The sequence below is a fragment of the Streptomyces sp. NPDC001137 genome (assembly GCF_040298885.1).
Lineage (GTDB): Bacteria > Actinomycetota > Actinomycetes > Streptomycetales > Streptomycetaceae > Streptomyces.
In genome coordinates this window covers 137880-161058 of sequence record NZ_JBEPBA010000023.1, presented here as the reverse complement: position 1 = coordinate 161058, position 23179 = coordinate 137880, and the positions used below count along the sequence as shown (strand labels likewise).

Here is a 23179-nt window from a genome sequence, read left to right as displayed (position 1 = left end):
TGGTCGGTGAGGGTGTCCACTCCCGACATCCTCCGCCAACATGACCTCGATCACGTCCTCAAAACTGGCTCTGACATGCGGAAACGCTGATGGGCGCCGGGAGAACCCCGACGCCCATCAGCGTCACCTACGACTGCTCGTCCACCTGCTCGCGCCAAGCCCGCACCTGTGGTGGCGCCCCCGATGCGGGAACGGCGAAGCATTCCTTGCGGATCGGGCACGCCCCGCACACCCGCACCGCCGCCCGGTTGCCCGGCGCCTGGGGCTCTGTCCGCCCGAGATGCTCGGTGCACAGGGCTGCTGACCACGCCACAGGCAGGGCCGGCGCCTCATGCCTGCCCGCGAGTCCGGCGAGAGCGGCCATGCGGTCCGCATCGCGGCCGCGGCTAGATTCCGCCCGGGCAGGCTGCGCCGCCAGTGCCAGAATGCGGTCAACGTCGATCACCCCTGCCCCCTTGTCCCGGCAGTGCGTAGACCGGCTGCCCCTTCCTGAACTAGTACGCAGTGCCGCCGTCCCGGCTTGCGGCCTCGCCTCCGCCTTCCCCCGCAGCCCCAGGCGGGCCGCCTCGATGCGGTCACGTGTTAGTGCCCCATTCCCGCGCCACCGTCGACCGGGATCACCGCGCCGGTGACGTAGGAGCCCTCGTCGATGAGGAATCGCACGGTGCGCGCGATCTCCTCGGGCTGCCCGAGACGGCCGAGAGGGATCTGTCCGAGCAGCGTCTTGATGCGGTCCTCCGGCAGGGCGGCGGCCATGTCCGTGGCGGTCAGCCCCGGCGCGACGACGTTCGCGGTGATGCTGCGCGAGCCGTACTCGCGGGCGATGGACCGGGCCAGTCCGATCAGCCCGGCTTTGGAGGCGGCGTAGTTGGTCTGTCCGGCCTCCCCGTGCATCGCAGTCGCCGACGAAATGAACACCATGCGCCCGCCCTTGGCGCGCAGCATGCTCGGCAGTGCGCGCTTGGCGACCCGGTAGGCGGCGGTCAGGTTCGCATCGAGGACGGTGGTGAAGTCGTCCTCGCTCATGCGGGCGAGCAGCCCGTCACGGGTGATCCCCGCGTTGGAGACGAGGGAGGTGACCGGGCCGTGCTCGGTTTCGGCCTGCTTGAACGCCATGTCGACCTGCTCGGGGTCGGTGACGTCACATCGCACGGCCAGGAAGCGGCCCCCGGTGTGCTCCTGGCCCGGAAGGTAGGAATGGGCGGGGGGCTCGCCGGAGCGGTAGGTGACGGCCACGTTGTGGCCGGCCTCTGCAAGCTCGGTGGCTATGGCGTAGCCGATGCCTCGGTTGCCGCCGGTGATGAAGACGCTCATGCCTGACACCTCTGGGATCGTCGTCGATGCAATGTCCGCCCACGGCTCGTCGCCCGGTGGGGCAGAGATCGGAGGCGAGAGGGCCGTCGAGGAAGGTGACCTCGGCGGCGGTGCCACACATTGCCCGGATTCCAGCCCGTTAGGCCGGTTCTAGGCGTGCCGGTACCCGCACAACCGGCACTGCGAGTACGGGTTATCGCCTATCCGAGATGTCGGAATGTCTGGACTGGGCGTAAATATGCATGTCTTGTACGGCAGGCCCCTCAAGTCGGACACACGTATAAGTTGCGTTAGGGTTCCCTAATACTTTTCCTGTTCTTTACTTAAGGGGAGCTCTACACCTTCATGGCGCGGAACCTGCCTCCGATCACCCGCATGCTCAAGTCATGGCGCGAATCACGCGACCCGCACGCCGTGCCCGGATTCACCGCCCGCTACGGCGCACGCCGCCGCACGGGCCTCACCCAACGGGACCTGGCCGAACTCACGGGCGTGACCGAGGGCTGGTACGGAAAGCTGGAGCGCGGCGTCCTCGATCACGTCGGCGACGAGTTCTTGGAGCGGATCGTGCGCGTCCTCGGCCTGGACAGCGCGCAACGCGCCCACCTGTGGCTGGAGGCCAACGGCTGCGAACCTCCACCGCTCCCGCACTCGGACGCCAGCTCCATCGACCCCGTAGGTGCGGCCATCGTCCACAGCCAGATATATCCCGCGTACACCTACACCCACAGCTGGGACGTACGCGTCTTCAACGAGGCTGCTGCCCGCGACTACCCGTGGATGCTGCACGGCATCAACGTCATGATCTGGGCGCTCACTTTCCCCGAAGCGCGCCTGCAGCTCATCGACTGGGAGGAGACCTGGGCCAAGCCCATGGCCTCACAACTGCGCCTCGCGCACAAAGCGAACCCGGACGACGCACGTCTCAGCCAGGTCTGCGACCACATCAGGCAAGCCGATCCGGTCGCCCGCCGAATCCTCGACGACGACGTCACCACCGTCACCCACCCCGACGGCGACCGGCGCCGCCTCTACCTGCCGCACCAGCACGAGGAGACCGAAGTCGAGTTCGTGGCTCTGCAGAGGCTGGGCGACAACACCCGGCTCATGATCGTTGCACCCGGCGACCTCGCTCAGTAAGCCATGCCCTCCGCTATCCCGGGCGTATAGCCGCTGAGGGGCGTCCACGATCACTGACCAGGGTGCGGTCCCCGCCCCGGTCGCCAACGAGGGCGCGATATCGGTTCAGCTGACGGGCTGCCGCCAGTCAAGCAGGACCCGCTTCTCCGGAGCCTGGCTGCCCTCCGCGCGTCCGACCCGAACATGCTCGATCTCCAGCAGCACCAGGCCCCGCTTCGACGCGAACGGGGCCGAACGCCACCAAGTCACCAGGTCGTGCACGTCACCGATCGGCAGGTCTGTCATCTGCTCCAGGTACTTCAACCGCACCTTGGACGTCCGCAGGTCTTCCTTGCTGGCCTTTTGCGCGGCGACGAACGCGGCCTTCACCATCAGCCCTCGCCCGTACAGATCACCGATGCCAGCGAACCGCTCGTCGGCACCCGCAATGTGCTCCTTCAACCGGGCGATCTCCGCCTCGATGTCACACTGCAACTGCTCAAGCCGCTCACGCGCCCCCGGCTTCAGCAGCTCAGCCAGAACGTGCTCGGCCACGAAGTCTTCGAGCTTCTCGGCGTTGATGCGGGTTCTCCCGCAGCCGTCGCACTTATAGGACGGCGGGGCCTCAGCGTGGGCGCGGCTGCCGATCATGCCCTGCGTGCACTCGTCGCACACCGCGCACCCGCCGGTGACCAGGTACTCGTGGGCTTCACGCGGCGTGCCGCGCCTCTCGCTGCGCTCCACGAACAGATCCTGCAGACGCATGTAGACGTCCGGCTCCAGAACCCGCTCGTCCCAGCCCTCGATCGGCTCGCCGTTCTCATCCAGACCCGCAAGCCGCGGATTGACCAGCAGGCGGTGCAGAACTTCACGGCGGAACTCGTTGCCGCGCGGGGTCAGCATGCCCTTGCTCGTCAGCCACCGCGTCGCCTCGGCTTCCGAAACGCCACCGAACAGCAGCGTGACGGCCTCCCGCAGCAACGGCGCCTCCTGTGGATGCACCACCCCTGCGCGCACGTAGCCCGACAACCGTCCCACGCAGCTGACTCCGATCAACTATTCGCACCTGCGACCCCTCGCGCCGACAACGCGTTAGGAGTCCCTTAGACCTGACATAGGCCAATGTATATCCGAGGCGGGGGCCATACATGCGTAAGTTCCCATGAACTGGCCAGCCTTAATGCGATATTTGCAGGCCAGCGAGCATCGCCTGCTTCCGAACGTGACGCGGCTCATAGCAACCTGTACGGGGCAAGTTGCATCATCAGTAATTACACCCATGCTGGAGCGAGACGGAAGGGGAGCCCGGACGTGCGCAAACGACGCTACGCCCGGGGCCTCATAGGTTGCTACACATCCAGGGTGATCCCCAGCGCCTTCCACAAGCTCGCCGTCGACACCTTCTGCGTCTGCCCCAGTGGAATCGTCTGCGCCGGGAACGCGCCGTCCCTGATCAACTCGTACGCCTTGTCCGAACCGATCCCCAACGCGCGAGCCGCCGTCACCACACTCACCGCAGCCGGCAGGGACTTCACTTCCTCGACCGACATCCCGCCGCGACGCCCCTCGGAACGAGTACGCTGCAAGGTCATCACAGATGAGGACAAAGGTGGTCACATCCCTCTTCCCCGCGCCACCTGACCAGAAGCCTACGGCGCCCAAGGAAGCGTCCTCTTCGCTACAGCATGATCAGGACACGTAAGGCACAACCCGGCACATTCAGGGGGACCCCGCGTGTTCGACGGCAGCACCTACAAGCGATGCAAGTGCACCGAACCCAAGCTCGACGAAGACGGACAGCCCATCACCGACGCGAACGGCAAGCCCGCATTGCGTGAACTCGGCTCCACCTGCCCCCTGCTCAAGAAACGCGATCACGGCTCCTGGTACTACTACGTCAAGCTCCCCGACGGTCCCGGCGGCAAGCGCCGACGCCCCCGCAAGGGCGGCTTCCTCACCCAGACCAAAGCCAAAGAGGAAGCACAGAAACTGTGGGATCAGGCCCAAGGCGGCATCGACGTCGACAGCAAGGAGACCGTCGCCGCATACCTCGACCGCTGGCACGCCAAACGCGTCGACCTCAAACGCAAAACCCGCGGCGACTACCACGACTTCATCAACCGCATCCTCAAACCCGCCCTCGGCCACCTCCCCCTGCGCGACCTCCGCGACCGCCACATCCAAGAGATGTTCCAGCAGATATGGGCCTACAACGACATCAAGAAAGCCAACCGGGAAGCAGCTGAGCTCGCCAAACTGGAATACGAAGCCGCCCACCACGCCTGGAGACAAGCTTCCACCCCACGGCCACCGGAACTACGCCAGGCCTGGGACCAGGCCCGCGAAGCCCTCAAGGCAGCCCGGGCGAAGCCCCGCCAGGACACCGGCCCCGCCTCGCAGAAGAAGTACCTCGACTGCCTCGCCGCCGCACTCAGCGACGCCGTCAACGAGAAGCTGATCACCCAGAACTGGGCCAAGCTCGTCGTCATCCCCAAATACGAGCGTCCCCAACCGCTCGTATGGACCGACGAACGGGTGGCCCGCTGGCGCGAAACCGGCGAGAAGCCCGGACCCGTCATGGTCTGGACGCCCGAACAGACCGGCCAGTTCCTCGACGCGGCCGTCAACCACCCGATGTACATCATGTGGCACCTCATGGTGTACCGAGCACCGCGCCGAGGCGAGGCAACAGGCTTGCCCTGGACCGAACTCGACCTGACCAAAGGCGTGGCCTACGTCTCCGGGCAACTCGTCACCGACTCCCACTACAACGTGTGGAAAGACACCCCCAAAAGCCGCAGCGGCCGACGCGCCATCGCCCTCGACTACGCCACATTGGCCCTACTCACAGCCTGGCGCGACGTACAGAAAGCCCAACGCGCCGAATGGGAGGACAAGTACCGCCAAGACTCCACGAAGTACAGCCCGTACATCGACTCCGGCTACGTCTTCACCCGACCCGACGGCCGTCCCCACCACCCTACGAATGTCTCCCAGGCCTTCGGCAGATTCATCCAGCGCATCGGCTTTCCACCAATTCGCCTGCACGACCTGCGCCACTGCGCCGCATCACTCAGCCTGGCCGCCGGCCTGTCGATGAAAGCCATCCAAGCCCTGCTCGGCCACAGCAGCTACCAGCTCACCGCCGACACATACACCAGCCTTCTGCCACAGTTCGAGCAAGCAGCCGCTAACGCCCCCGTTGACCTGGTGCCGCGCCGCAACGGCGTCGAAAAGCCCAGCGATCAGCAAGCCACCGCGGCCGAGACACACTCCACTCAGTCGCCCACCCCAGTCCCCGAGGGAGACCAGGTTCAGCAAGACGCCACACCCGCCTCGGATACGGAAGTGACAGGGGATCGCCATCTGCGCGTCGTACAGCCCGCCCCTCGGGATGAGGCACAGGACGCCGCCTGATCACGCTGTCCCCCGTTCGTCCCCCGCCATCAAAAAAGCTCCTCGGAGATCACTTCGAGGGGCTTTGCGTACCCCGTTTTACCTGTTCAGAGCTGGTGCGTCCTCGGATGTCGAACCTGTGAGCCCCTCTTCATCGACGAGGGCTTCGGCAGCCTCGACGACCAGACCCTCGACGAGGTCCTCGATGTCCTCGACTCCCTGCGCGAGCGCGACCGCAGCGTCGGGATCGTCAGCCATGTCGCCGACCTGAGACGACGTATCCACGCCCAACTGGAGGTCGTCAAGGGGAGATCCGGCTCGGTGGTCCGGCAGCGAGGTCAGTGACCGAGGGGCCGCCGGGGCAGCGGGGACGAGTAGACGACGCTCGTCGTCACCGAGCCGAGCGCGCCGATCTTTCCCGACACCTCTTCCAGGTGGCGCATCGAGCGGGCGGCGACCTTGATCACGAAGCAGTCGTCGCCCGTCACATGGTGGGCCTCGAGGATCTCGGGCGTCACGGCGACCAGGTCGTGGAAGGGCTTGTAGTTGCCGTTCGGATAGCGCAGCCGTACGAACGCGAGGATCGGCAGCCCCAGCCGCTCGGGGTCCACCACGGCCGCGTACCCCTGGATCACCCCCGCCTCCTCCAGGCGGCGCACCCGTTCGGTGACCGCGCTGGGCGACATGGAGACGGCGCGTGCCAGCTCGGCGAAGCTGGCCCGGCCCTCGCGCTGGAGGACGTCGAGGATGCGCCAGTCGGTGGCGTCCGGGGAAAACACGGTCATGCCGCAGGAATAGCAGGGGAATCCACGGCCGGGCAAGGAGCGGGCCGGTGATTGCCCCTTCTGGGAGGTCATCGGCAGCCGTAGATTTTCTGCCGTAGCGACAACGCCGGAGAAAGCAGGCCAGATCATGAGCAGCACCGCGACCGCCGTCAACCCTGTCCTGCGCGTGGCCCCCGCGGCCCCGGCCGAGGCCGCCGCCTACTTCCGCGCGAGCCTCGTCTTCCACGCCGATGTGTCCGATGTCGCCGCCGCACTCGCCTCCGACGGCGACCCCGGATTCGTCGTCCTGGACTCCCGCTCCACCGAGTCCTGGGACCAGGGCCACATCCCCGGCGCGGTGCACCTGCCGACCGCGCTCATTCCCGAGCAGGCCGAACAGCTCCTCGACAAGTCGGTGCCGGTGGTCACGTACTGCTGGGGCCCCGCTTGCAACGGCGCCACCCGCGCCGCGCTCGCCCTCGCCGAACTCGGCTACCAGGTCAAGGAGATGCTCGGCGGCTTCGAGTACTGGGCACGCGAGGGCTTCGAGTACGAGACCTGGCAGGGCCGCGAGCGCCGCCCCGCCGACCCGCTGACGGCGCCGGTGGACGCGGAGGACTGCGGCTGCTGAACCGGGCCGGGTGCGAGGCGGGAGGACGGGGGACCGGATTCACGGATTCCGCGGACGTGTACGGTTCTGCGCCATGGTGCGATACGCGGAACCCGGTGCGCTGGAATGGGTCGAGTCGGGCGGTGGGCCGCTCATTGCGGTGCCGGAGACGGTGTTGCCGTTCTGGGCGGGCGCCGACGGCGAGGAGACCGCCTCCGACTACGACCGGGCCTGCGAGGTCGACGGATCCGTGGGGCTGCTCCCGGTCGGCGACTCGGCCGCCCTGGTCCTGGGCGACGAACCCGCCTCCACCGCCTTCCTGCCCGAGCACGGCACCTTCATACGGTGGTGGGCGGCGAACTCCGAGGCCGAACTCCTGGCGGGGGTCCCCGCGGCCCTCGCCACGGCGGACTGGGGACACGAGGTGCGCTGGGAAGTGCCCGGCACGGTCGTGCTGTTCGACTCGGCCTGGCCCGGATGCGAAACGGAGCGGACCGAATGCCTCCGGGTGGTGCTGGAACCGGGGCGGTATGCCGTGCGCGCGGCCAATGTCCAGCCGGGACCGGAGACTTGGCTCGGCCTCGTCCAGCTGCGGCGCGTCGAGCACGGACAGCCGGGCCCGGCTGGTCGGGCACCGGCGATCGAGCACGGATAATCGCGTGCGCCGGTCCGAGGCGTTGCCCATCATGGTCGTCCATGCCCCGACTGCCGCACCCCGCCCCCGAAGACCTGCGCCGTGAGCGGCTGCCCCTGCGCGGCCGTACCGCCCTGGTGACCGGGGCCGGCAGACGCGCCGGCATCGGACATGCCGTGGCCCGGCGGCTCGCCGCGTACGGAGCGAGCGTCTATCTGCACCACCACGTCCCGCACGACGCCGCCATGCCCTGGGGCGCCGACCGCACCGAGGACGTGGTCGCCTCCGTGCGCGCGGCACTCGGCGATCCCGCGGCCCGGATCCTCGCGGGACCCGGCGACCTCGCCGACCCGGCCGCCCCCGCCGAACTCATCGCCACGGCCGCCTCGGCGCTGGGCGGACGGCTGGACATCCTCGTCGCCAACCATGCCCTCAGCGGCAGCGACGGCACCCTCGACACCATCGACGTCACGATGCTGGACGCGCACTGGGCGGTCGACACCCGCTCGGTGCTGCTCCTCGTCCAGGCCTACGCCCGGCACCGCGCCGCACTGCCACCCCGCACCCCGGGCGGACGCGTCATGATGATGACCTCCGGCCAGGACATCGCGGGCGGCATGCCCGGCGAGATCGCCTACGCCCTCCAGAAGGGCGCCCTCGCCTCGATCACGCGCTCCTTGTCGACGACACTCGCCGAGCGGGCGATCACGGTGAACACCGTCAACCCCGGCCCGGTGGACACGGACTACGCGACCGGGGAGACGTACGAGGCGATCGCCTCCCGCTTCCCGGCAGGGCGTTGGGGGATGCCCGACGACCCCGCCCGCCTCATCGCGTGGCTCGCCACGGACGAGGCGGACTGGATCACCGGCCAGGTGATCGACTCGGAGGGTGGCTTCCGCCGCTGACCTGCCCGGCCGTCAGAGCTGGGCGAGCTCGTCCACCAGGTCGTCCAGGCCGAGCGAGCCCTGCGAGAGCGCGGCCATGTGCCAGGCCTTGAGGTCGAACGCGTCGCCGTGCCGCTCGCGCGCCTTGGCGCGGCCCTGCAGCCAGGCCCGCTCGCCCAGCTTGTAGCCGATCGCCTGGCCGGGGATCGTCAGGTAGCGGGTCAGCTCGCTCTCCACGAAGTCCGCAGACCGGCTGCTGTGGGCGCCGAAGAACTCCTGGGCCAGCTCCGGAGTCCAGCGCTCACCGGGGTGGAAGGGGGAGTCCGCGGGGATCTCCAGCTCCAGGTGCATGCCGATGTCGACGATGACACGGGCCGCCCGCATCATCTGTGCGTCGAGGTAGCCGAGCCGCTGCTCCGCGTCCGTCAGGTAGCCGAGCTCGTCCATCAGCCGTTCCGCGTACAGCGCCCAGCCCTCGACGTTGGCGCTGACCCCGCCGATGGTGGCCTGGTAGCGGGAGAGGTCCGCGGCGACGTGCGCCCACTGCGCGAGCTGCAGGTGATGACCGGGGACGCCCTCGTGGTACCAGGTCGAGACGAGGTCGTAGACCGGGAAACGGGTCTGCCCCATCGTCGGCAGCCAGGTGCGGCCCGGACGGGAGAAGTCCTCCGTCGGGGGGGTGTAGTACGGGGCTGCCGCGCCGCCGGGCGGGGCGATGCACGACTCCACCTTCCGTACCCGCTCGGCGAGTTCGAAGTGCGTGCCGTCCAGCTCGTCGATCGCCTGGTCCATCAGGCCCTGCAGCCAGTCGCGGACCTCGTCGACCCCGTCGATGTGCTTGCCGTGCTCGTCGAGGTGCGCGAGCGCCACCCACGGCGTCTCGGCGCCGGGCAGGATCTTCTCCGCCTCCTGCTTCATCTCGCCGAGCAGCCGGTGGAACTCGGCCCAGCCGTACGCGTACGCCTCGTCCAGGTCGAGGTCCGTGCCGTTGAAGTAGCGCGTCCAGCGCCCGTAGCGCTCACGGCCCACCGTGTTCGGCGCGCCCTCGATCGCCGGCGCGTACACGTCGCGCATCCAGTCGCGCAGCTCCACGACGGCCGCGGTCGCCTTGCGGGCCGCCTCGTCCAGCTCCGCGCGCAGTGATTCGGGGCCCGCCGCGACGAAGTCCTCGAACCAGCCGCGGCCCTTGCCGTCCGTGTCCGACCATTCGGTGAGCTGCTCGACGAACGTGGCTGTCGGGCGCGGAGCCGCGTACAGCTTGCGCTCCAGACCGAGGGAGAGGGACTCGCGGTAACCGGCGTACGCGGCCGGCACGGCACGCAGCCGCTCGGCGATCGCCGCCCAGTCCTCCTCGGACTGGTTCGGCGTCACGGTGAACACCTCGCGCACGGAGTGCGCGGGCGTGGCCATGTTCCCGACCCGGCGCAGACCCTCCTCGGCCTCGTGCACGGCCAGTTCGGCATTGAGCCGCTCACGCAGCAGCCGGCCGCAGCGGCGCTCGATGTCACTGTCCGCGCCGGGTTGCCGCTCGGCCTCGTCGAGCCGCGCCAGGGTCCGCCGCGCCAGCTCCGCGAGCGCCTCCTGGCCCGCGGGCGAGAGGTCGGGCAGCCTGCTCGAACTCTCCTTCACACCGAGGTACGTTCCGGTCACCGGGTCGAGGGCGATGAGCTCGTCGACGTATGCGTCGGCGACCTCGCGGGGCAGCGGGTTAGTGGTCTGTGACATGCGGTCCATCCTCGTACGAGTGGCTGCCGCGCGTCATCCGGATTGAGCCGAGGGCGTAGGACGTCCTCCGGAGCTCGGTACGCGGGACGGCCCGGCGTTCCCGCCGGGCCGTCCCCAGGTGGCCTGTGCCGGGACCTAGTCCCGTGCCATCCGCTCGCCGACCGGCTCCTGTGCCGCCTCGTAGGGCAGCCGGGAGCCGGCCCGGCCCGTCTGCAGGCGTGCCGTGATGACCAGGGTGCCCTCCTCGATCTGGTAGTCGAGGGGGAGCCCCAGACCGCGCATCGCCGCGACCATGCCGGTGTTGGAGGCCTGGGTCACGGCGTACACGCTCTCGCAGTTCGCCTCGGCCGCCATCGCCACGAGCCGCTCCAGCAGTTCACCGCCGACGCCGCGGCGCTGCCACTTGTCCTCGATGAGCAGCGCGACCTCCGTCTCGTCGCCGTCCCACAGCAGGTGGCCGAGGCCGACGAGGCGCCCCGACGCGGTCTGCACCGCGAGCGTGCGGCCGAAGCGCGGGCTGAGCAGGTGGCTCAGGTAGCGGTCCGCGTCGCCGACCGGCCCGTGGTAGCGCATGCCGAGCGTCCGCGCCGAGCACCGCTCGTGCATCGCCTTCGCGGCCTCCAGGTCACGTGCGTCGGCCCGCCGAACGGTGATCTCGTTGCCCTCGGGCAGCGTCAGCACGTCCTGGCTGTGCGGCACGCGCGGACCGAGCCGGGCGTCCAGCTCCACCAGCGCCCGCGCCCGGGCGAACTCGGTCGGGGTGAACGGCAGATACGGCCGCTCCACGGTGATCACTCCGCCTTCCGGCGCCCGCAGCCGCATCACGGTGTCCTCCAGCGCCCCCTCCACGGGCACGCCGCCAGGACCGCGACCGCCGCCGACCGGCGTGGCGGGCAGCTGGCGGATGGTGCACCGGCCCAGCAACTGCCGTAGTGCGAGCGGCAGTTCGGCCGCGTCCAGGGCGGTGCGGGCGGCCAGACCCAGGACCCGGGTGGGGGCGTCCACCAGATCGTGGGCGTCGGCCCGCTCGATCCAGGTGTCGGTACCCCCGGCCAGCGAGACCACCTTGGTCAGCTCGGAGGCCATGAGCCCGCCGGGGGCCCGCAGCAGGAACTCGTCCACCGTGCCCTCGGCCAGCGGATGCGTCTGCAGGCTCAGGATGTCGACCTGCCGCCCGGCCAGCGCCGTGCACAGCGCGGCCAGCGACCCCGGTTCGTCCTTCACCGTCGTCCGCATCCGCCACAGTGCGCTCTGACCGGGCTCGGTCTCCGGCGTGGCCGACGACTCGTCGGACGGCCCGGTCTGCTGCTCGTGCGGCAGCGACCGGGCGTCGGTATCACCGGCCGGAGGCGCATGGCCGTGGCGGCGTGTCCACCATGTGTGGAACGCCGCCGTGGCGGCCAGGGCGACCGCCGAGATCACCAGCAGCGCCGGACCGTCGGGCCCGTGCCCGACCAGGTTCGCCACGCCGTCGGCGACGGCGACGGACGTGAACAGGGCGGCGAGTTCGACGACGTCGCGCCGCCAGTGGTGCACGGGACGGCCATGCCTCGCACGGGTCACATCAGACATTTCTCGACTCATGCAACCACTGTGAAGGAAAGGTGTTGCGTGATCACGAACGCTTTGTGACTGATCGGTAAAGTGTCGTTATGTCCTTTTGTGGCTGCGAACACACGTACGGAACGGTGACTCGCGGCCGCGGAGCGGCACCGCGCACCGGGGGATGACGCCGGTGCGCGGCCCACGGAAAGGGTACGGGAGCTACTGGCCGACCCGGCCCGGCTGCAGCACCTGCGTGAACAGCACGGTGCCGTCGTATTCGCGCAGCCGCACCGTCAACTCGCCGCTGTCCCCGTCGATGTCGACCTCGCCGAAGAACTGGTAGCCCTGGGCCGGCGACACGTTCGCGGTCGACGGCGCCTTCACGAACACCCGGTCCGGGCCGAAGGTGCCGTCCAGCGCGTTGGCCGGGAAGGCACCGGCGTTGAGCGGGCCGGACACGAACTCCCAGAACGGCTCGAAGTCCTTGAACGCTGCCCTTGACGGGTCGTAGTGCTGGGCGGAGGTGTGGTGCACGTCGGCCGTCAGCCACACGGTGCCGGTGATCCGCCGGTGCTTGATGAACCGCAGCAGTTCGGCGATCTGCAGCTCGCGGCCCAGCGGGGCGCCCGGGTCGCCCTGCGCGACCGCCTCGTAGTTCGGCTTGCCCTCGACCGGGTCGGGCACGACGAGTCCGAGCGGCATGTCGTTGGCGATCACCTTCCACACCGCGCGGGACCGGGCGAGTTCCCGCTTGAGCCACTCCAGCTGCTCGCGGCCGAGGATGCCGACCGGGTCCGTGGTCTGGTTGTCCGGCGAGTTGGCGTTGCGGTAGGTGCGCATGTCGAGCACGAACACGTCCAGCAGCGGGCCGTGGCTGACCTTGCGGTAGATCCGCCCGTCCGGGCGCCCGCTGATGGTCGAGATCGGGAAGTACTCGGAGAAGGCCTGCCGGGAGCGCAGGGCCAGGTCGTCGAGCCTGGTGCCGGCCGGGTAGGGCGTGCCGGTGCCGATGACCTCGCCCGGGTACCAGTTGTTGCGGACCTCGTGGTCGTCCCACTGGATGATGTTCGGCACCTGGGCGTTGAACCGGCGCAGCGCCCGGTCGAGCAGGTTGTAGCGGAAGTTGCCCCGGTAGTCGTCCAGGGTGGTCGCGACGTGCGACTTCTCCTCGGTGGTGACGTTCCGGTAGATGCTGCCGTCGGGCAGCGCCTGCGTCGCGGGGATGACGCCGTCGGCGTAGATGTTGTCGCCGCTGCACAGGAAGAAGTCCGGGTCCACCTTGGCCATCGCGTCGAAGATGCGGTAGCCGCCGATCGACTCGTTGATGCCCCAGCCCTGCCCGGCCAGGTCGCCGGACCATACGAACTTCACGCCCTGGCGACGCTTCGACGGGGCGGTGCGGAACGTACCGGTCACCGGCTCACCGGTGCGGCGCGGGTCGTCCGGGTCGGCGAGCAGCACGCGGTAGTGGATCTGCTCCCCGGACGGCAGTCCGCGTAGCCGGGTGGTGCCGGTGAAGTCCGAGTCGGCGCCGAGCAGCGGACCGTGCCATCTGTGCGGGTTGCGGAAGGACTCGGTCGCGGACGTCTCGACGATCATCCGGGCCGGACGGTCGGAGCGCACCCATACCAGCCCCGAGTCGCAGGTCACGTCTCCCGCCTGGACGCCCCAGCCCGCCGTGGGACGCCCCGACAGGGCGAACGCCGGTGCCGCGCCGAGGGAGGTGGGCAGGGTCAGGGCCGCCGACGCGGCGAGGGAGCCGCGCAGGACGCTGCGACGACCAGGGAGCGAAAGGGACATAGGGGGCCTCCAGGACGGGATCCGGCCAGTGTGCGGTGCCACAACTACTCGCGCGCCGCAGCGCACACGGAAACCAGAAGTGAACAACTGACCACCGAGACAAGGGAACTGGCGTGCGATATCAGTGGCCCCGTCGACGCAAGGGTTGAGCCATCTGCCGGTCAGCCGGTGGTCATACGGCGGTGGCCTGGGCCATCAGCCGTATGCCGTCCCGGATTCGCGCGGGTGGCTGATGCGCGTACCCCAGAACCAGTTGTACGTCCGCGGTCTCGACGTGTCTGCGCGTGTAGTCCGCCAGCCCGCGTACGGCCACTCCGGCCGCCGTCACCCGGTCGAGGAACCGCTCCAGGGGTCCGTACCGTTCCGGCAGCCGGGCGATGACGTGCAGTCCCGCCGCGATCCCGGCGACCTGTGCGCCCGGGAAGTGCTCCTGCAGCGCGGCCACGAGCGCATCGCGCCGTTCCCGGTACGCCCGCTGGCAGCGGCGCAGTTGGCGGTCGTAGTCGCCGCGCTCCACGAAGCGGGCGAACAGGGCCTGGTCGAGGGTGGGATGGCCGAGGTCCATGGTGCGCTTGCGCTCGACGACGTCCTCGGCCAGCGCCTCGGGCACCAGCAGCCAGCCCAGCCGCAGGCCCGGGGCGAGTGACTTGCTCACCGAGCCGGTGTAGGCCACGTGCTCCGGGTCCAGTCCTTGCAGCGCGCCCACGGGGGCACGGTCGTAGCGGAAGTCGCCGTCGTAGTCGTCCTCCAGGACGAGCCCGTCCGCGGACCGCGCCCAGTCGAGCAGTTCGGTGCGGCGGCGCGCCGAGTAGGCGATCCCGGTGGGGAACTGGTGGGAGGGCGTCGTCACGACGGCCCGAACGTCCGAGTCCCGCAGCGCTCCGACGACGACTCCCTCGCCGTCCAGGGGCAGGGGCACGGTGGTGACCCCGGCCGAGGCATACAGCGCGTCGTGCTGGGGGCTGCCGGGATCCTCGACGCCGACCGTGCGCAACCCGCGCGCGTGGAGCGCGAATCCCAGCAGCGTCGTCGCCTGCGCGACCCCGGAGACGACCACGATCCGCTCCGGATCCGCGACCACGCCCCGGCGACGCGACAGCAGTTCCGCCAGGGCGGTACGCAGCTGGGGCAGCCCCCGGGGATCGGGGTAGCCGAGGTCCTGGTGGGGCATTTCGGCCAGGACGGCGCGCTGTGCCGCGGCCCAGGCGGCGCGCGGGAACAGTGACAGATCCGGTGTGCCGGGCACGAAGTCCGCGCGTGCGCCGGGGGAGCGCGGGGCGAGGTCACGCGCGCGTGGCGGAGCGGCCCGCACCGCGCCTCCCACCCAGGTGCCCGCACCTCGCCCGCTGTGCAGATAGCCCTCCGCCGTCAGCTGCTCGTACGCCTCGGTGATCAGGCCCCGCGACACCCCGAGATCGGCGGCGAGATCCCGGCTCGACGGCAGCCGGGTGCCCGGCGCGAGCCTCCCCGTGCGCACCGCCTCACGCAGCGCCGCCTGCAGCGAACGTCCACGCGTGCGTGCCGGCGCGGAGGCGGCCGGCAGGAGCAGCTCCCAGGCGTGGGTGCCGACCCGATTGGTCTCCGATGGCGTCATGGAAATGGACCTTAAACCGGACCGCCGCGCTGCCTAGCGTCGCTGCCATGAACGCCCCCACCACCCGCGGAGCCCTCCTCGCCGCGCTCGCCTGTGTCCTCGTCGGCGGGTCCTTCACCGCGAACAGCGTCCTTGGCCACTTCCCGTACGCGGGCGGCCAGTTCCTGCGCTACGCCCTCGCCTGTCTGCTGCTGCTCCCGCTGACCGGGCCGGGAGCGCCGGCGCGGCTGCGGCTGCTCGCGCCCCGTCAGTGGGCCCGCCTCGCCCTGCTCGCCGCAGTCGGGATGGTCGGCTTCAACCTGGCCGTCATCGCGGCCGAGCGCTCCGCGGAACCGGCGGTGCCCGGCGTCTTCGTGGGATGCGCGCCCGTGGTCGTGGCCGTCCTCGTTCCGCTCCTGGACGGCCGCCGCCCCCAACGCCGGGTCCTGCACGGGGCGTTGCTCGTCGCCTGCGGTGCCTTCACGGTCCAGGGGTGGGGGCGTACGGACGGCACGGGGATCGGCTTCTCGGCCTGCGCGTTGGCGGGCGAGGTCGGTTTCGCCGTCCTCGCCGTGCCCGTTCTGCGGCCTCTGGGGCCCCGGCTGCTGTCCGCCACGGTGTGCGGTCTGGCAGCGGTCGAGTCCGCGGCGGCCGGACTTCTGGCGGACGGCACGGCGTGGCTGCGGCGCCCCGACGCCACGGAGACCGCCGCGCTGCTGTGGCAGGCGGCGGTCGTCACCGTCGTCGGCTTCGTGTGCTGGTACATGGGCATGCAGCGGCTCGGTGCCGAGCGCGCCACGCTGTTCTCCGGCCTGATCCCGGTCGCCGCCGCCTGCACGGCCCCGCTCGTCGACACGGGCTCCTACGGGGCCGCGCAGGCCGTCGGCAGTGCGCTGGTCGGCATCGGAGTCGCCCTCGGCTCGGGGGCAATGAGCCCGAGGCGTGCCGGGTCAGCGGCTGCCGTCGAGGATGACGCGGGCGACCAGCGCCGGATCGTCGTTCATCGGGCAGTGCCCGCAGCCGGGCAGCCGCACCAGCCGGGCCCGGGGGACGATCTGCTTGGCGCGCACCCCCTGACGCCGTACGAGCAGCATGTCCCTGGTGCCCCAGGCCACGGTGACCGGGACGGCGGGGATGTCGTCGGTGAACCGGACGGCGCTGCCGGCCCGCAGGGTCGCGTCGAAGCCCGTCGCCTGCGCCAGGGCCAGCGTCTCGGCGACCACGGCCTCGGGTGAACGGCGGCCCGGGCGGGCGTAGATGGTGCTCGTCAGCATGGTGCGGCCGGCCGCCGAGCGGGACAGCCGCTCCACCAGGGGCAGCGGCAGCCGCCGGGAGATGTGCCGCATGGTGAGCAGCACGCCGAAGGCGTAGCGCCGCTCGGCCTCGGACCAGAACCCGGCCGGGGACAGGGCGGTCACGGACCGCACGAGCTGCTCGCGGCCGAGCTCCAGGGCGAGCAGACCGCCGAGCGAGTTGCCCGCCACATGCGGACGGTCGAGCTCCAGCGCCTCGCAGAACGCGGCGAAGACGGCCGTCGTCGTGGGCAGGTCGTAGGCGAGCCCGTCGGGCAGGGCCGGAGAGAGGCCGAAGCCGGGCAGATCCACGGCGATCACGTCGCGCTCGGTCGCCAGGATGTCCACCACCGGGTCCCAGGCCTGCCGGTGGTGACCGATGCCGTGCAGCAGGAGCAGCGGTTCGCCGCTGCCCACGCGCGCGTAGGAGACGGTCACGGCCTGTGGGCCACTGGGGGTGGGGACCTTGAAGGAGACGGTGGCGGACATGGGGGTGCTCCTCGTCTGGGCTCGCCGGCGGACGCCGTGTAGACAGCTTGTCAGCAATTGCTACCGACGGGTAGACCCTGGCGGTGGCCGGCCACCCGGCCGTACGGCTTTCAATGGCCCCTGCGCACCTCGAGGTTGAACTCCGCATGCCCGAGATGCCGGAAGAGATCGAGCCACAGCGGCAGCAGCATCTCCACACTGCGTGCCGAGCGGATGCCGCCCAGGTCGAGCACCCGGTGCGGCGGCCACCCGAATTCCCCGAGCATGCCCCGGACCTGCTCCTTGGCCTCCGCGTCCTCACCGCTCACGAAGACCTGGTGCTCGCCCGGCACCAGCGCGGGATCGACCATCACCTTGCAGTTGACCGTGTTGAGCGTCTTCACCACGCGCGCGTGCGGGAAGGCGCGCTGGATCTGCTCGCCCACGCTGTCCGACTCCACGGGGGACAGCCGCACCTCCCCGTCCTCGAACGCCATCGGGTTGGAGACGTCGACGACGACCTTCCCGTCCAGATTCGCCGCCCCGGCCGCCTCCAGCGCGGCGAGCGCCACCCGCCCGCCGACGGCGACCACCACCACCTCGGCGGACGAGGCCGCCTCCGCGAAGGTGCCGGCCCGCGCCTGCGCGCCCGCGGTGCGCGCCCACTCCAGGGCCGCGGGATTGTCCTTCGTGCGCGAGCCCAGCGTCACCTCGTGGCCCAGCTGTGCCAGCCTGCCGCCGAGCGTGCGGCCGACGTCACCCGTGCCCAGAACCGCGTACCGCATGGCCACCTCCGAAGTCCGGCCGCCGACCGCCGGCGGGCCCGCGGGTCATTCTGCTCCGGGACACGCGGATTTCTCCTAGACATGTCCGGACGCGTCGCATGGGATGGGATGGTGACCACCGACACCGAGACCGACGTCTTCGAAGCGCACCGCCCCGTCCTGCTGGGGGTCGCCTACCGCATGCTCGGGCGGGTGGCCGACGCGGAGGACGTCGTCCAGGAGGCCTGGCTGCGCTGGTCCGGCGCCGACCGCAGCGAGGTCCGCGAACCGCGCGGCTACCTGGTGCGCATCACCACCCGCCTCGCCATCGACCGGCTGCGCCAGATCAAGGCGCGGGGCGAGACGTACGTCGGCCCGTGGCTGCCCGAGCCCTATGTGACCGACTTCGGGGACACCGTCCCGGACACCGCCGAACGGGCCGTGCTCGCCGAATCCGTCTCGCTGGCCGTCCTCGTCGTCCTGGAGTCGCTGTCGCCCCTGGAGCGGGCGGTGTTCGTGCTCCGCGAGGCCTTCGGCTACCCGTACGCCGACATCGCCGTGATGCTCGACCGCGGCGAGGCGGCGGTGCGCCAGCTCGCCGGGCGGGCCCGCAAGCATGTCGAGGAGCGACGCCCGCGCTACGAGGTCGACCCCGGCCGGCGCCGTGAGCTGACCGAGCGGTTCCTCGCCGCCGCGGCGGAGGGGGACCTGGAAGGGCTCATGGCGCTGCTCGCGCCCGACGTGCGGCTGGTGGGTGACAGCGGCGGCAAGTCCAGGGCGCCGTTGCGGGTCCTGGAGAGCGCCGACAAGGTGGGCCGCTTCCTCGTCGGGGCCGCCCGGAAGGGCGTGCCGGACCAGTCCTTCCGGTTCATGGAGCTCAACGGCGGACTTGCGGTCGTCGTGCTGTCGGCGGGCAAGCCGGACAGCGTCTTCCAGGTGGACGTCTTCGAGGGGCGCATCCAGTCGCTCTACATCATCCGCAACCCGGACAAGCTGCTCTCGCTCGCCTCCGCGTAGGCGAGGAGGACGGTTCCGTACGAACACCTCGTGAACCCTGTGCCGCGAGGGCCCTGTGTAGCGCCCATGGGATCCAGGATTGGTCTTGACCAAGGGTTTGGGCCGCCCTATGGTCGCAGATAAGTGCAACAACCTTTAATAAACAAGGGCGCTAAAACGCCGCCGGACCACGGCGATTGCGGAGGACAGGGTGGGGACCACGCAGTTGGAATCGGTGCCGGAACCGAAGTACTGGCATCTCAAGACCGTGCTCAGTGAGGCATTGGACTCCGAGTTCTCCGTGGGCGAGATCCTGCCCAACGAACGCGATCTGGCCGCCCGCTTCGGCGTCGCGCGCGCCACGCTCCGCCAGGCCCTGGAGCAGCTCGAACTGGAAGGCAGGCTGCAGCGCCGCCGCGGTGTCGGGACGACCGTCGCCCCGCCGCGCGTGGGCGTCGCGGTCGGCACCGAGCAGCACGCCTGGCCGGGGGCCTCCGGGGACGACTGGCAGGCCGTCGACTGCATGCCCGCGGCCCCGCCGGCCGCCGTCGCCGCCGCACTGGAGACGGGCCCGGAGGAGACCGTGTACACGGTGCGCCGCTCCCGCGTCTCCCAGGGCCAGCCCGTCGCCGCGGAACTTCTCTACGTCCCGGAGTCCTCGGTGCCCGAGCTCTCCGCCATAGACGCGCCGTCCGGACCGGCACGCGCGCGTGCCGTGCTGCGCGAGCTGGCGCGCCTGGAGCTGGAGGGCCGGGAGAGCGCCGTCGAGCTCGGCTCCGCCCGCGCGGACGACGCCAAGGAACTGGACCGCCTCCCCGGGGCGCCCGTCCTCGTCGTCACCACCCGCTTCCTCGCCGAGGGCCGCACCGCGGCGCTCTCCGTCGCCACCTACCGTGCGGACACCTGCCGTCTGACCTTCGGCGACTCGGGCGGCGTGGAGATCCACCAGGGGCCCGAGCGCCAGGCCTCCTGAGCCCCGGTCCCGCCTGACCTGCTGTGCCCCGGAAATCTCCGGGGCACAGCGCGTTGCGGCGCCGCCGGCTCAGCGCCGTCCCGTCACCGTGCCCTCGACCGCGAACAGCTGCTCCTCCACGTGGTCCAGGGCGAGCCGCAGCGCGCCCGTCGCCACCGCCGCCTCGCCCAGCAGCGACAGCGCCACCTTCGGCGGACGCAGGCAATAGCGCGCCAACTCGCGGCGCAGCGGCTCCAGCACGCCGTCCAGACCGGCCGCCCAGCCGCCGACGACGACGAGTTCCGGGTCGAGCGCCAGGACCAGGGCGGCCACGTCGTGGACGAGCCGCTGGATGAAGCGGTCGACGGCCGCGCGGGCCCGCTGGTCGCCCTCGCGGGCCTGTGCGAAGACCTCGGCGACGGCCTGTTCGTCGAGGGGGTGCAGCGGCTCGTCCGTGGTCGACAGCAGCGTCTCCGGGGTCACCTCGCGGCCCAGCAGATGCAGCGCGCCGATCTCGCCGGCCGCCCCGCCGTAGCCCCGGTGCAGCTGCCCGCCGATCAGCGAACCGGCGCCGGGGCTCAGACCGGCCAGCACGAACACCACGTCGTCGGACTCGGTCGCCGCGCCCTTCCAGTGCTCGGCGACGGCTGCGGCGTTGGCGTCGTTCTCGACCAGGACCGGGCACTTGAAGGACCGGCTCAGCCGCTCGCCGAGGCGCAGCCCCGTCCACTCGGGCAGCGCCGCGCACAGCCGTACCGTGCCGTCGGCCTCGACGATGCCGGGTGAGGCGACCCCCACGGCCCGCAGCGAGTCGCGTGCGACCCCGGCGCGGCGCAGCAGCTCGGCCACCGCGGTGCGCAGCCGCTCCAGGCGCTCGTCGGCCGGAGCGGTCTCGTCGACCTCCTTGGCGACCGAGCCGAGCACCCGCCCGTCCAGATCGGCGAGGAGCGCGGCGACCCGGTGGGAGCCGATGTCCAGCCCCAGCAGATGCCCGGCCTCCGCCCGGAACCGGAAGCGCCGCGCAGGCCGCCCCTGACGTCGCACCACGCTCTCGTCCGCCGCCTTCTCGACGACATAGCCCGCCTCGATGAGGCCCTCGACGACGCCCTCGACGGTCGGCCGGGACAGCCCGGTCACCCGGGTGATCTCCGTCAGTGTCGCCGCGTCCGTGGCACGCAGCGCATGCAGCACCACCGCGGAGTTGATCCTTCGCAGCAGCGAGGGATCCCCGCCGGTCAGCCGCCCCAACGTCCCGTCCTCCCAGCTCGTGCGCGTGTTGGCCGGATCGTACCGGGTCGCTCCGCTGGGTTGGGCCGCTTGGTAGTGCCGCGATGGGGCGTCTTTTGTCTGTCGCGCCGTCGTGGCTGGTCGCGCCCCGCGGCGGAGCCGCTGATGTCACGGCCCCGCGCCCCTTTGGGGGCGCGCTGCCGCTCACCCCGGTGCCACGAAACCCGACTCGTATGCTGCGATCACCGCCTGCGTACGATCCCGCGCTCCCAGCTTGGCCAAGATGGCACTGACGTGGGACTTCACCGTCTCCGTGCCGACGATCAGACGGGCGGCGATCTCCGCGTTCGACAGGCCCCGGGCCATCAGTCGCAGTACCTCTCCCTCCCGTTCGGTCAGGCGGGCCCGCTCCATGGCGGCGCGGGCGGCGCGGTTTCCGCCGCTGTCGCCGTAATCGGCGGCCAACTGCCGTACCGACGCGGGGAACAGCAGCGACTCGCCCTCGGCGACCAGGCGCACCGCGTGCACGATCTCGGCCGGACGCGCCCGCTTCAGGAGGAACCCGTCGGCGCCCGCCCGCAGTGCCTCGTACACGTACTCGTCGTTCTCGAACGTCGTCACGACGAGGATCTTCGGCGGATCGTCGACCGTCCGGAGCACCGCACGCGTGGCCTCGATGCCGTCCATCAGCGGCATCCGCACGTCCATGGCGACCACGTCCGGTCGCAGCTGCCGCACGAGCGGGATCACAGCCGCCCCGTCGGCCGCCTCTCCCACGACCTCGATGTCGGGCTGTGCCTCCAGGACGGCCCGCAGACCGGCGCGTACGAGGGGTTCGTCGTCGACGAGCAGAACGGTCACCGGCATCCGGCCAGCGTAGATCAACTCAACGGGAGCGCTACATGTACCTGCCAGTCACCCTCGTCCGGTCCGGTTCGCGCGCGGCCGCCGAGCAGCGCCGCGCGCTCCCGTATGCCGCGCAGCCCGCTGCCCCGTCCGGGCCCGGGTATGTCGGCGGTCAGCGGATTGCGCACTTCCAGGGCGAGCGCGCTGTCCGTGACGTCGACACGGACGCGCACCGGGACGGATCCCGCGTGCCGGAGCACATTGGTCAGGGCCTCCTGGAGGATGCGATAGCCCTCCCGTGAGACCGGGCCGGGTATCGACTCCAGCGCACCGGACACCTCCATGTCGATCTTCGCGCCGGATGCGCGCGCGGACTGCAGGAGCCGGTCCGCCTCGGCCAGCGTCGGACGGCTGCTCACCGGCCGCTCCGCCTCGCGCAGCACACCGAGCACACGCTCCAGGTCCTCCAGCGCGGCGCGCCCGGTGTCCTCGATGGCCCCCAGCGCCCGGTCGGTGAACTCGGGGTCGCCCGCCGCGCGGGCCGCGCCCGCCTGCACGACCGCCACCGTCAGGGCATGGCCGATGGAGTCGTGCAGCTCGCGCGCGATGCGGTTGCGCTCCAGGAGCTGATCCGTGCGCTCCTCCAGGGCCGCGAGACGCTCGGCCGCGGACGGGCCCAGAAGCCGGCGGGCGACCGCGGTGATCAGCTCGCCCAGGCCGACCACGGCCCCGTAGAGCGCGAGCAGCGGCAACGGCACCAACAGGGCGTACGCCCAGTGTGGTTGGGCCTCGCCCAGTACGGGGATGGCGGCGTTCGGTGCGTGTCCGAGCGCGACGCGGACCAGCTCGTAGACCAGCGCCGGCAGCCAGACGCAGCTCGCCATCGCCACCGCGCCCAGCCCCATCCGCACCTCGAGCCAAAGCACGGTGCGCAGCCGGTCCCGCCAGGTCGCGGACGGGTTCACGGAGATACCCGAGTCCTGCTCGCCGGGCGTCAGCAGCAGTCGCGCCTGCACGCCCTCGCCCATGCGCACGGCAGGGATGAGCCCGACCGGGACCAGGACGGCGGCAGGCACCCAGGGCATCGACATGTCGATGAACAGCCACACGCTCACGACGAGCATCGGCACCCACAGGTGCAGCAGTCGTGTGTACGTCGTCCCCCGGAGCAACGGGCGCAGAAGGCGGGCCATTTCGTCATCGTGCCAGCCGCCACTGACAACGGACCTCCCCCGCGTGGGGGAGCGGCTCTCCACCGGCGGGGGAG

The 23179-nt window shown here is 70.8% G+C and carries 21 protein-coding genes and 2 pseudogenes; 9 read left to right on the top strand and 14 right to left on the bottom strand.

Features of this window, described 5'->3' with window-relative positions; translation table 11 throughout:
- Positions 1–127 precede the first annotated feature (127 nt).
- Positions 128–445, bottom strand: a complete 318-nt coding sequence (locus ABT254_RS35470; protein WP_351479550.1) for a hypothetical protein — start codon at positions 443–445, stop codon at positions 128–130.
- A gap of 137 nt (positions 446–582) precedes the next feature.
- The gene (gene fabG / locus ABT254_RS35465; protein ID WP_351479547.1) at positions 583–1314 is read right to left on the bottom strand and encodes a 3-oxoacyl-ACP reductase FabG; all 732 of its coding nucleotides are present in this window, start codon (positions 1312–1314) and stop codon (positions 583–585) included.
- Positions 1315–1689: 375 nt separating this feature from the next.
- Here fabG and ABT254_RS35460 point away from each other — a divergent pair, with 375 nt between their 5' ends.
- Positions 1690–2454 (top strand): MmyB family transcriptional regulator, encoded by a 765-nt coding sequence (locus ABT254_RS35460; protein WP_351479544.1) that lies wholly within the window; start codon positions 1690–1692, stop codon positions 2452–2454.
- A 105-nt stretch (positions 2455–2559) separates the two neighbouring features.
- Here the strand turns inward: ABT254_RS35460 and ABT254_RS35455 are convergent, their stop codons facing one another.
- Positions 2560–3489, bottom strand: a complete 930-nt coding sequence (locus ABT254_RS35455; protein WP_351479541.1) for a recombinase family protein — start codon at positions 3487–3489, stop codon at positions 2560–2562.
- A gap of 293 nt (positions 3490–3782) precedes the next feature.
- Positions 3783–4025, bottom strand: a complete 243-nt coding sequence (locus ABT254_RS35450; protein ID WP_351479538.1) for a DNA-binding protein — start codon at positions 4023–4025, stop codon at positions 3783–3785.
- Between the two features lie 142 nt (positions 4026–4167).
- On the opposite strand from ABT254_RS35450, the gene ABT254_RS35445 reads away from it, so the two are divergent.
- Together ABT254_RS35445 and ABT254_RS35440 are read left to right on the top strand one after the other, a co-directional pair.
- Positions 4168–5850, top strand: coding sequence for a tyrosine-type recombinase/integrase (locus ABT254_RS35445; RefSeq protein WP_351479535.1), 1683 nt, complete (start codon positions 4168–4170; stop codon positions 5848–5850).
- 120 nt (positions 5851–5970) lie between these two features.
- Positions 5971–6174 (top strand): annotated as a pseudogene (locus tag ABT254_RS35440) (SbcC/MukB-like Walker B domain-containing protein); the annotation flags it as partial.
- Here the strand turns inward: ABT254_RS35440 and ABT254_RS35435 are convergent.
- Positions 6168–6614 (bottom strand): Lrp/AsnC family transcriptional regulator, encoded by a 447-nt coding sequence (locus ABT254_RS35435; RefSeq protein ID WP_030927812.1) that lies wholly within the window; start codon positions 6612–6614, stop codon positions 6168–6170. The pseudogene ABT254_RS35440 and the gene ABT254_RS35435 sit on opposite strands and share 7 nt — an antisense overlap.
- A 127-nt stretch (positions 6615–6741) precedes the next feature.
- Between ABT254_RS35435 and ABT254_RS35430 the strand changes: the two genes are divergently transcribed.
- From ABT254_RS35430 to ABT254_RS35420, 3 genes are all read left to right on the top strand, one after another.
- Positions 6742–7224: a rhodanese-like domain-containing protein gene (locus ABT254_RS35430; RefSeq protein ID WP_351479531.1), complete on the top strand. Its 483-nt coding sequence runs from the start codon at positions 6742–6744 to the stop codon at positions 7222–7224.
- Positions 7225–7297: 73 nt separating this feature from the next.
- On the top strand, positions 7298–7858 hold the full coding sequence (locus ABT254_RS35425; protein ID WP_351479529.1) for an immunity 21 family protein: 561 nt from the start codon (positions 7298–7300) through the stop codon (positions 7856–7858).
- Between the two features lie 41 nt (positions 7859–7899).
- The gene (locus ABT254_RS35420; RefSeq protein WP_351479526.1) at positions 7900–8745 is read left to right on the top strand and encodes an SDR family oxidoreductase; all 846 of its coding nucleotides are present in this window, start codon (positions 7900–7902) and stop codon (positions 8743–8745) included.
- A gap of 12 nt (positions 8746–8757) precedes the next feature.
- Here the strand turns inward: ABT254_RS35420 and ABT254_RS35415 are convergent, their stop codons facing one another.
- The 4 genes from ABT254_RS35415 to pdxR all read right to left on the bottom strand — a co-directional run bounded on the left by ABT254_RS35415 (position 8758) and on the right by pdxR (position 15388).
- Positions 8758–10449: a DUF885 domain-containing protein gene (locus tag ABT254_RS35415; protein WP_351479523.1), complete on the bottom strand. Its 1692-nt coding sequence runs from the start codon at positions 10447–10449 to the stop codon at positions 8758–8760.
- A gap of 135 nt (positions 10450–10584) precedes the next feature.
- Positions 10585–12021: a GNAT family N-acetyltransferase gene (locus ABT254_RS35410; protein WP_351479520.1), complete on the bottom strand. Its 1437-nt coding sequence runs from the start codon at positions 12019–12021 to the stop codon at positions 10585–10587.
- A gap of 192 nt (positions 12022–12213) precedes the next feature.
- Complete coding sequence (locus ABT254_RS35405) at positions 12214–13794, bottom strand: alkaline phosphatase D family protein (protein WP_351479517.1); 1581 nt, start codon at positions 13792–13794, stop codon at positions 12214–12216.
- A 172-nt stretch (positions 13795–13966) separates the two neighbouring features.
- On the bottom strand, positions 13967–15388 hold the full coding sequence (gene pdxR / locus ABT254_RS35400; RefSeq protein WP_351479514.1) for a MocR-like pyridoxine biosynthesis transcription factor PdxR: 1422 nt from the start codon (positions 15386–15388) through the stop codon (positions 13967–13969).
- Between pdxR and ABT254_RS35395 the strand changes: the two are divergent.
- A pseudogene (locus ABT254_RS35395) lies at positions 15379–16224 on the top strand (EamA family transporter); the annotation flags it as partial. The gene pdxR and the pseudogene ABT254_RS35395 sit on opposite strands and share 10 nt — an antisense overlap.
- Positions 16225–16317: 93 nt before the next feature.
- Here the strand turns inward: ABT254_RS35395 and ABT254_RS35390 are convergent.
- Positions 16318–17148 carry an alpha/beta fold hydrolase gene (locus tag ABT254_RS35390; protein WP_351479511.1) on the bottom strand — a complete coding sequence of 277 codons (831 nt, stop codon included), beginning with the start codon at positions 17146–17148 and terminating at the stop codon, positions 16318–16320.
- Between the two features lie 110 nt (positions 17149–17258).
- Positions 17259–17912, bottom strand: coding sequence for an NADPH-dependent F420 reductase (locus ABT254_RS35385; protein ID WP_351479508.1), 654 nt, complete (start codon positions 17910–17912; stop codon positions 17259–17261).
- A gap of 111 nt (positions 17913–18023) precedes the next feature.
- Here ABT254_RS35385 and ABT254_RS35380 point away from each other — a divergent pair, with 111 nt between their 5' ends.
- Complete coding sequence (locus tag ABT254_RS35380; RefSeq protein WP_351479623.1) at positions 18024–18908, top strand: RNA polymerase sigma-70 factor; 885 nt, start codon at positions 18024–18026, stop codon at positions 18906–18908.
- Between the two features lie 190 nt (positions 18909–19098).
- The gene (locus ABT254_RS35375) at positions 19099–19860 is read left to right on the top strand and encodes a GntR family transcriptional regulator (protein WP_351479505.1); all 762 of its coding nucleotides are present in this window, start codon (positions 19099–19101) and stop codon (positions 19858–19860) included.
- Positions 19861–19929: 69 nt separating this feature from the next.
- Here ABT254_RS35375 and ABT254_RS35370 read toward each other — a convergent pair whose 3' ends face one another.
- From ABT254_RS35370 to ABT254_RS35360, 3 genes are all read right to left on the bottom strand, one after another.
- Positions 19930–21087, bottom strand: coding sequence for an ROK family transcriptional regulator (locus tag ABT254_RS35370; RefSeq protein ID WP_351479502.1), 1158 nt, complete (start codon positions 21085–21087; stop codon positions 19930–19932).
- A gap of 183 nt (positions 21088–21270) precedes the next feature.
- Positions 21271–21933, bottom strand: a complete 663-nt coding sequence (locus ABT254_RS35365; RefSeq protein WP_351479499.1) for a response regulator transcription factor — start codon at positions 21931–21933, stop codon at positions 21271–21273.
- 14 nt (positions 21934–21947) lie between these two features.
- On the bottom strand, positions 21948–23105 hold the full coding sequence (locus ABT254_RS35360; RefSeq protein ID WP_351479497.1) for a sensor histidine kinase: 1158 nt from the start codon (positions 23103–23105) through the stop codon (positions 21948–21950).
- Positions 23106–23179 lie beyond the last annotated feature (74 nt).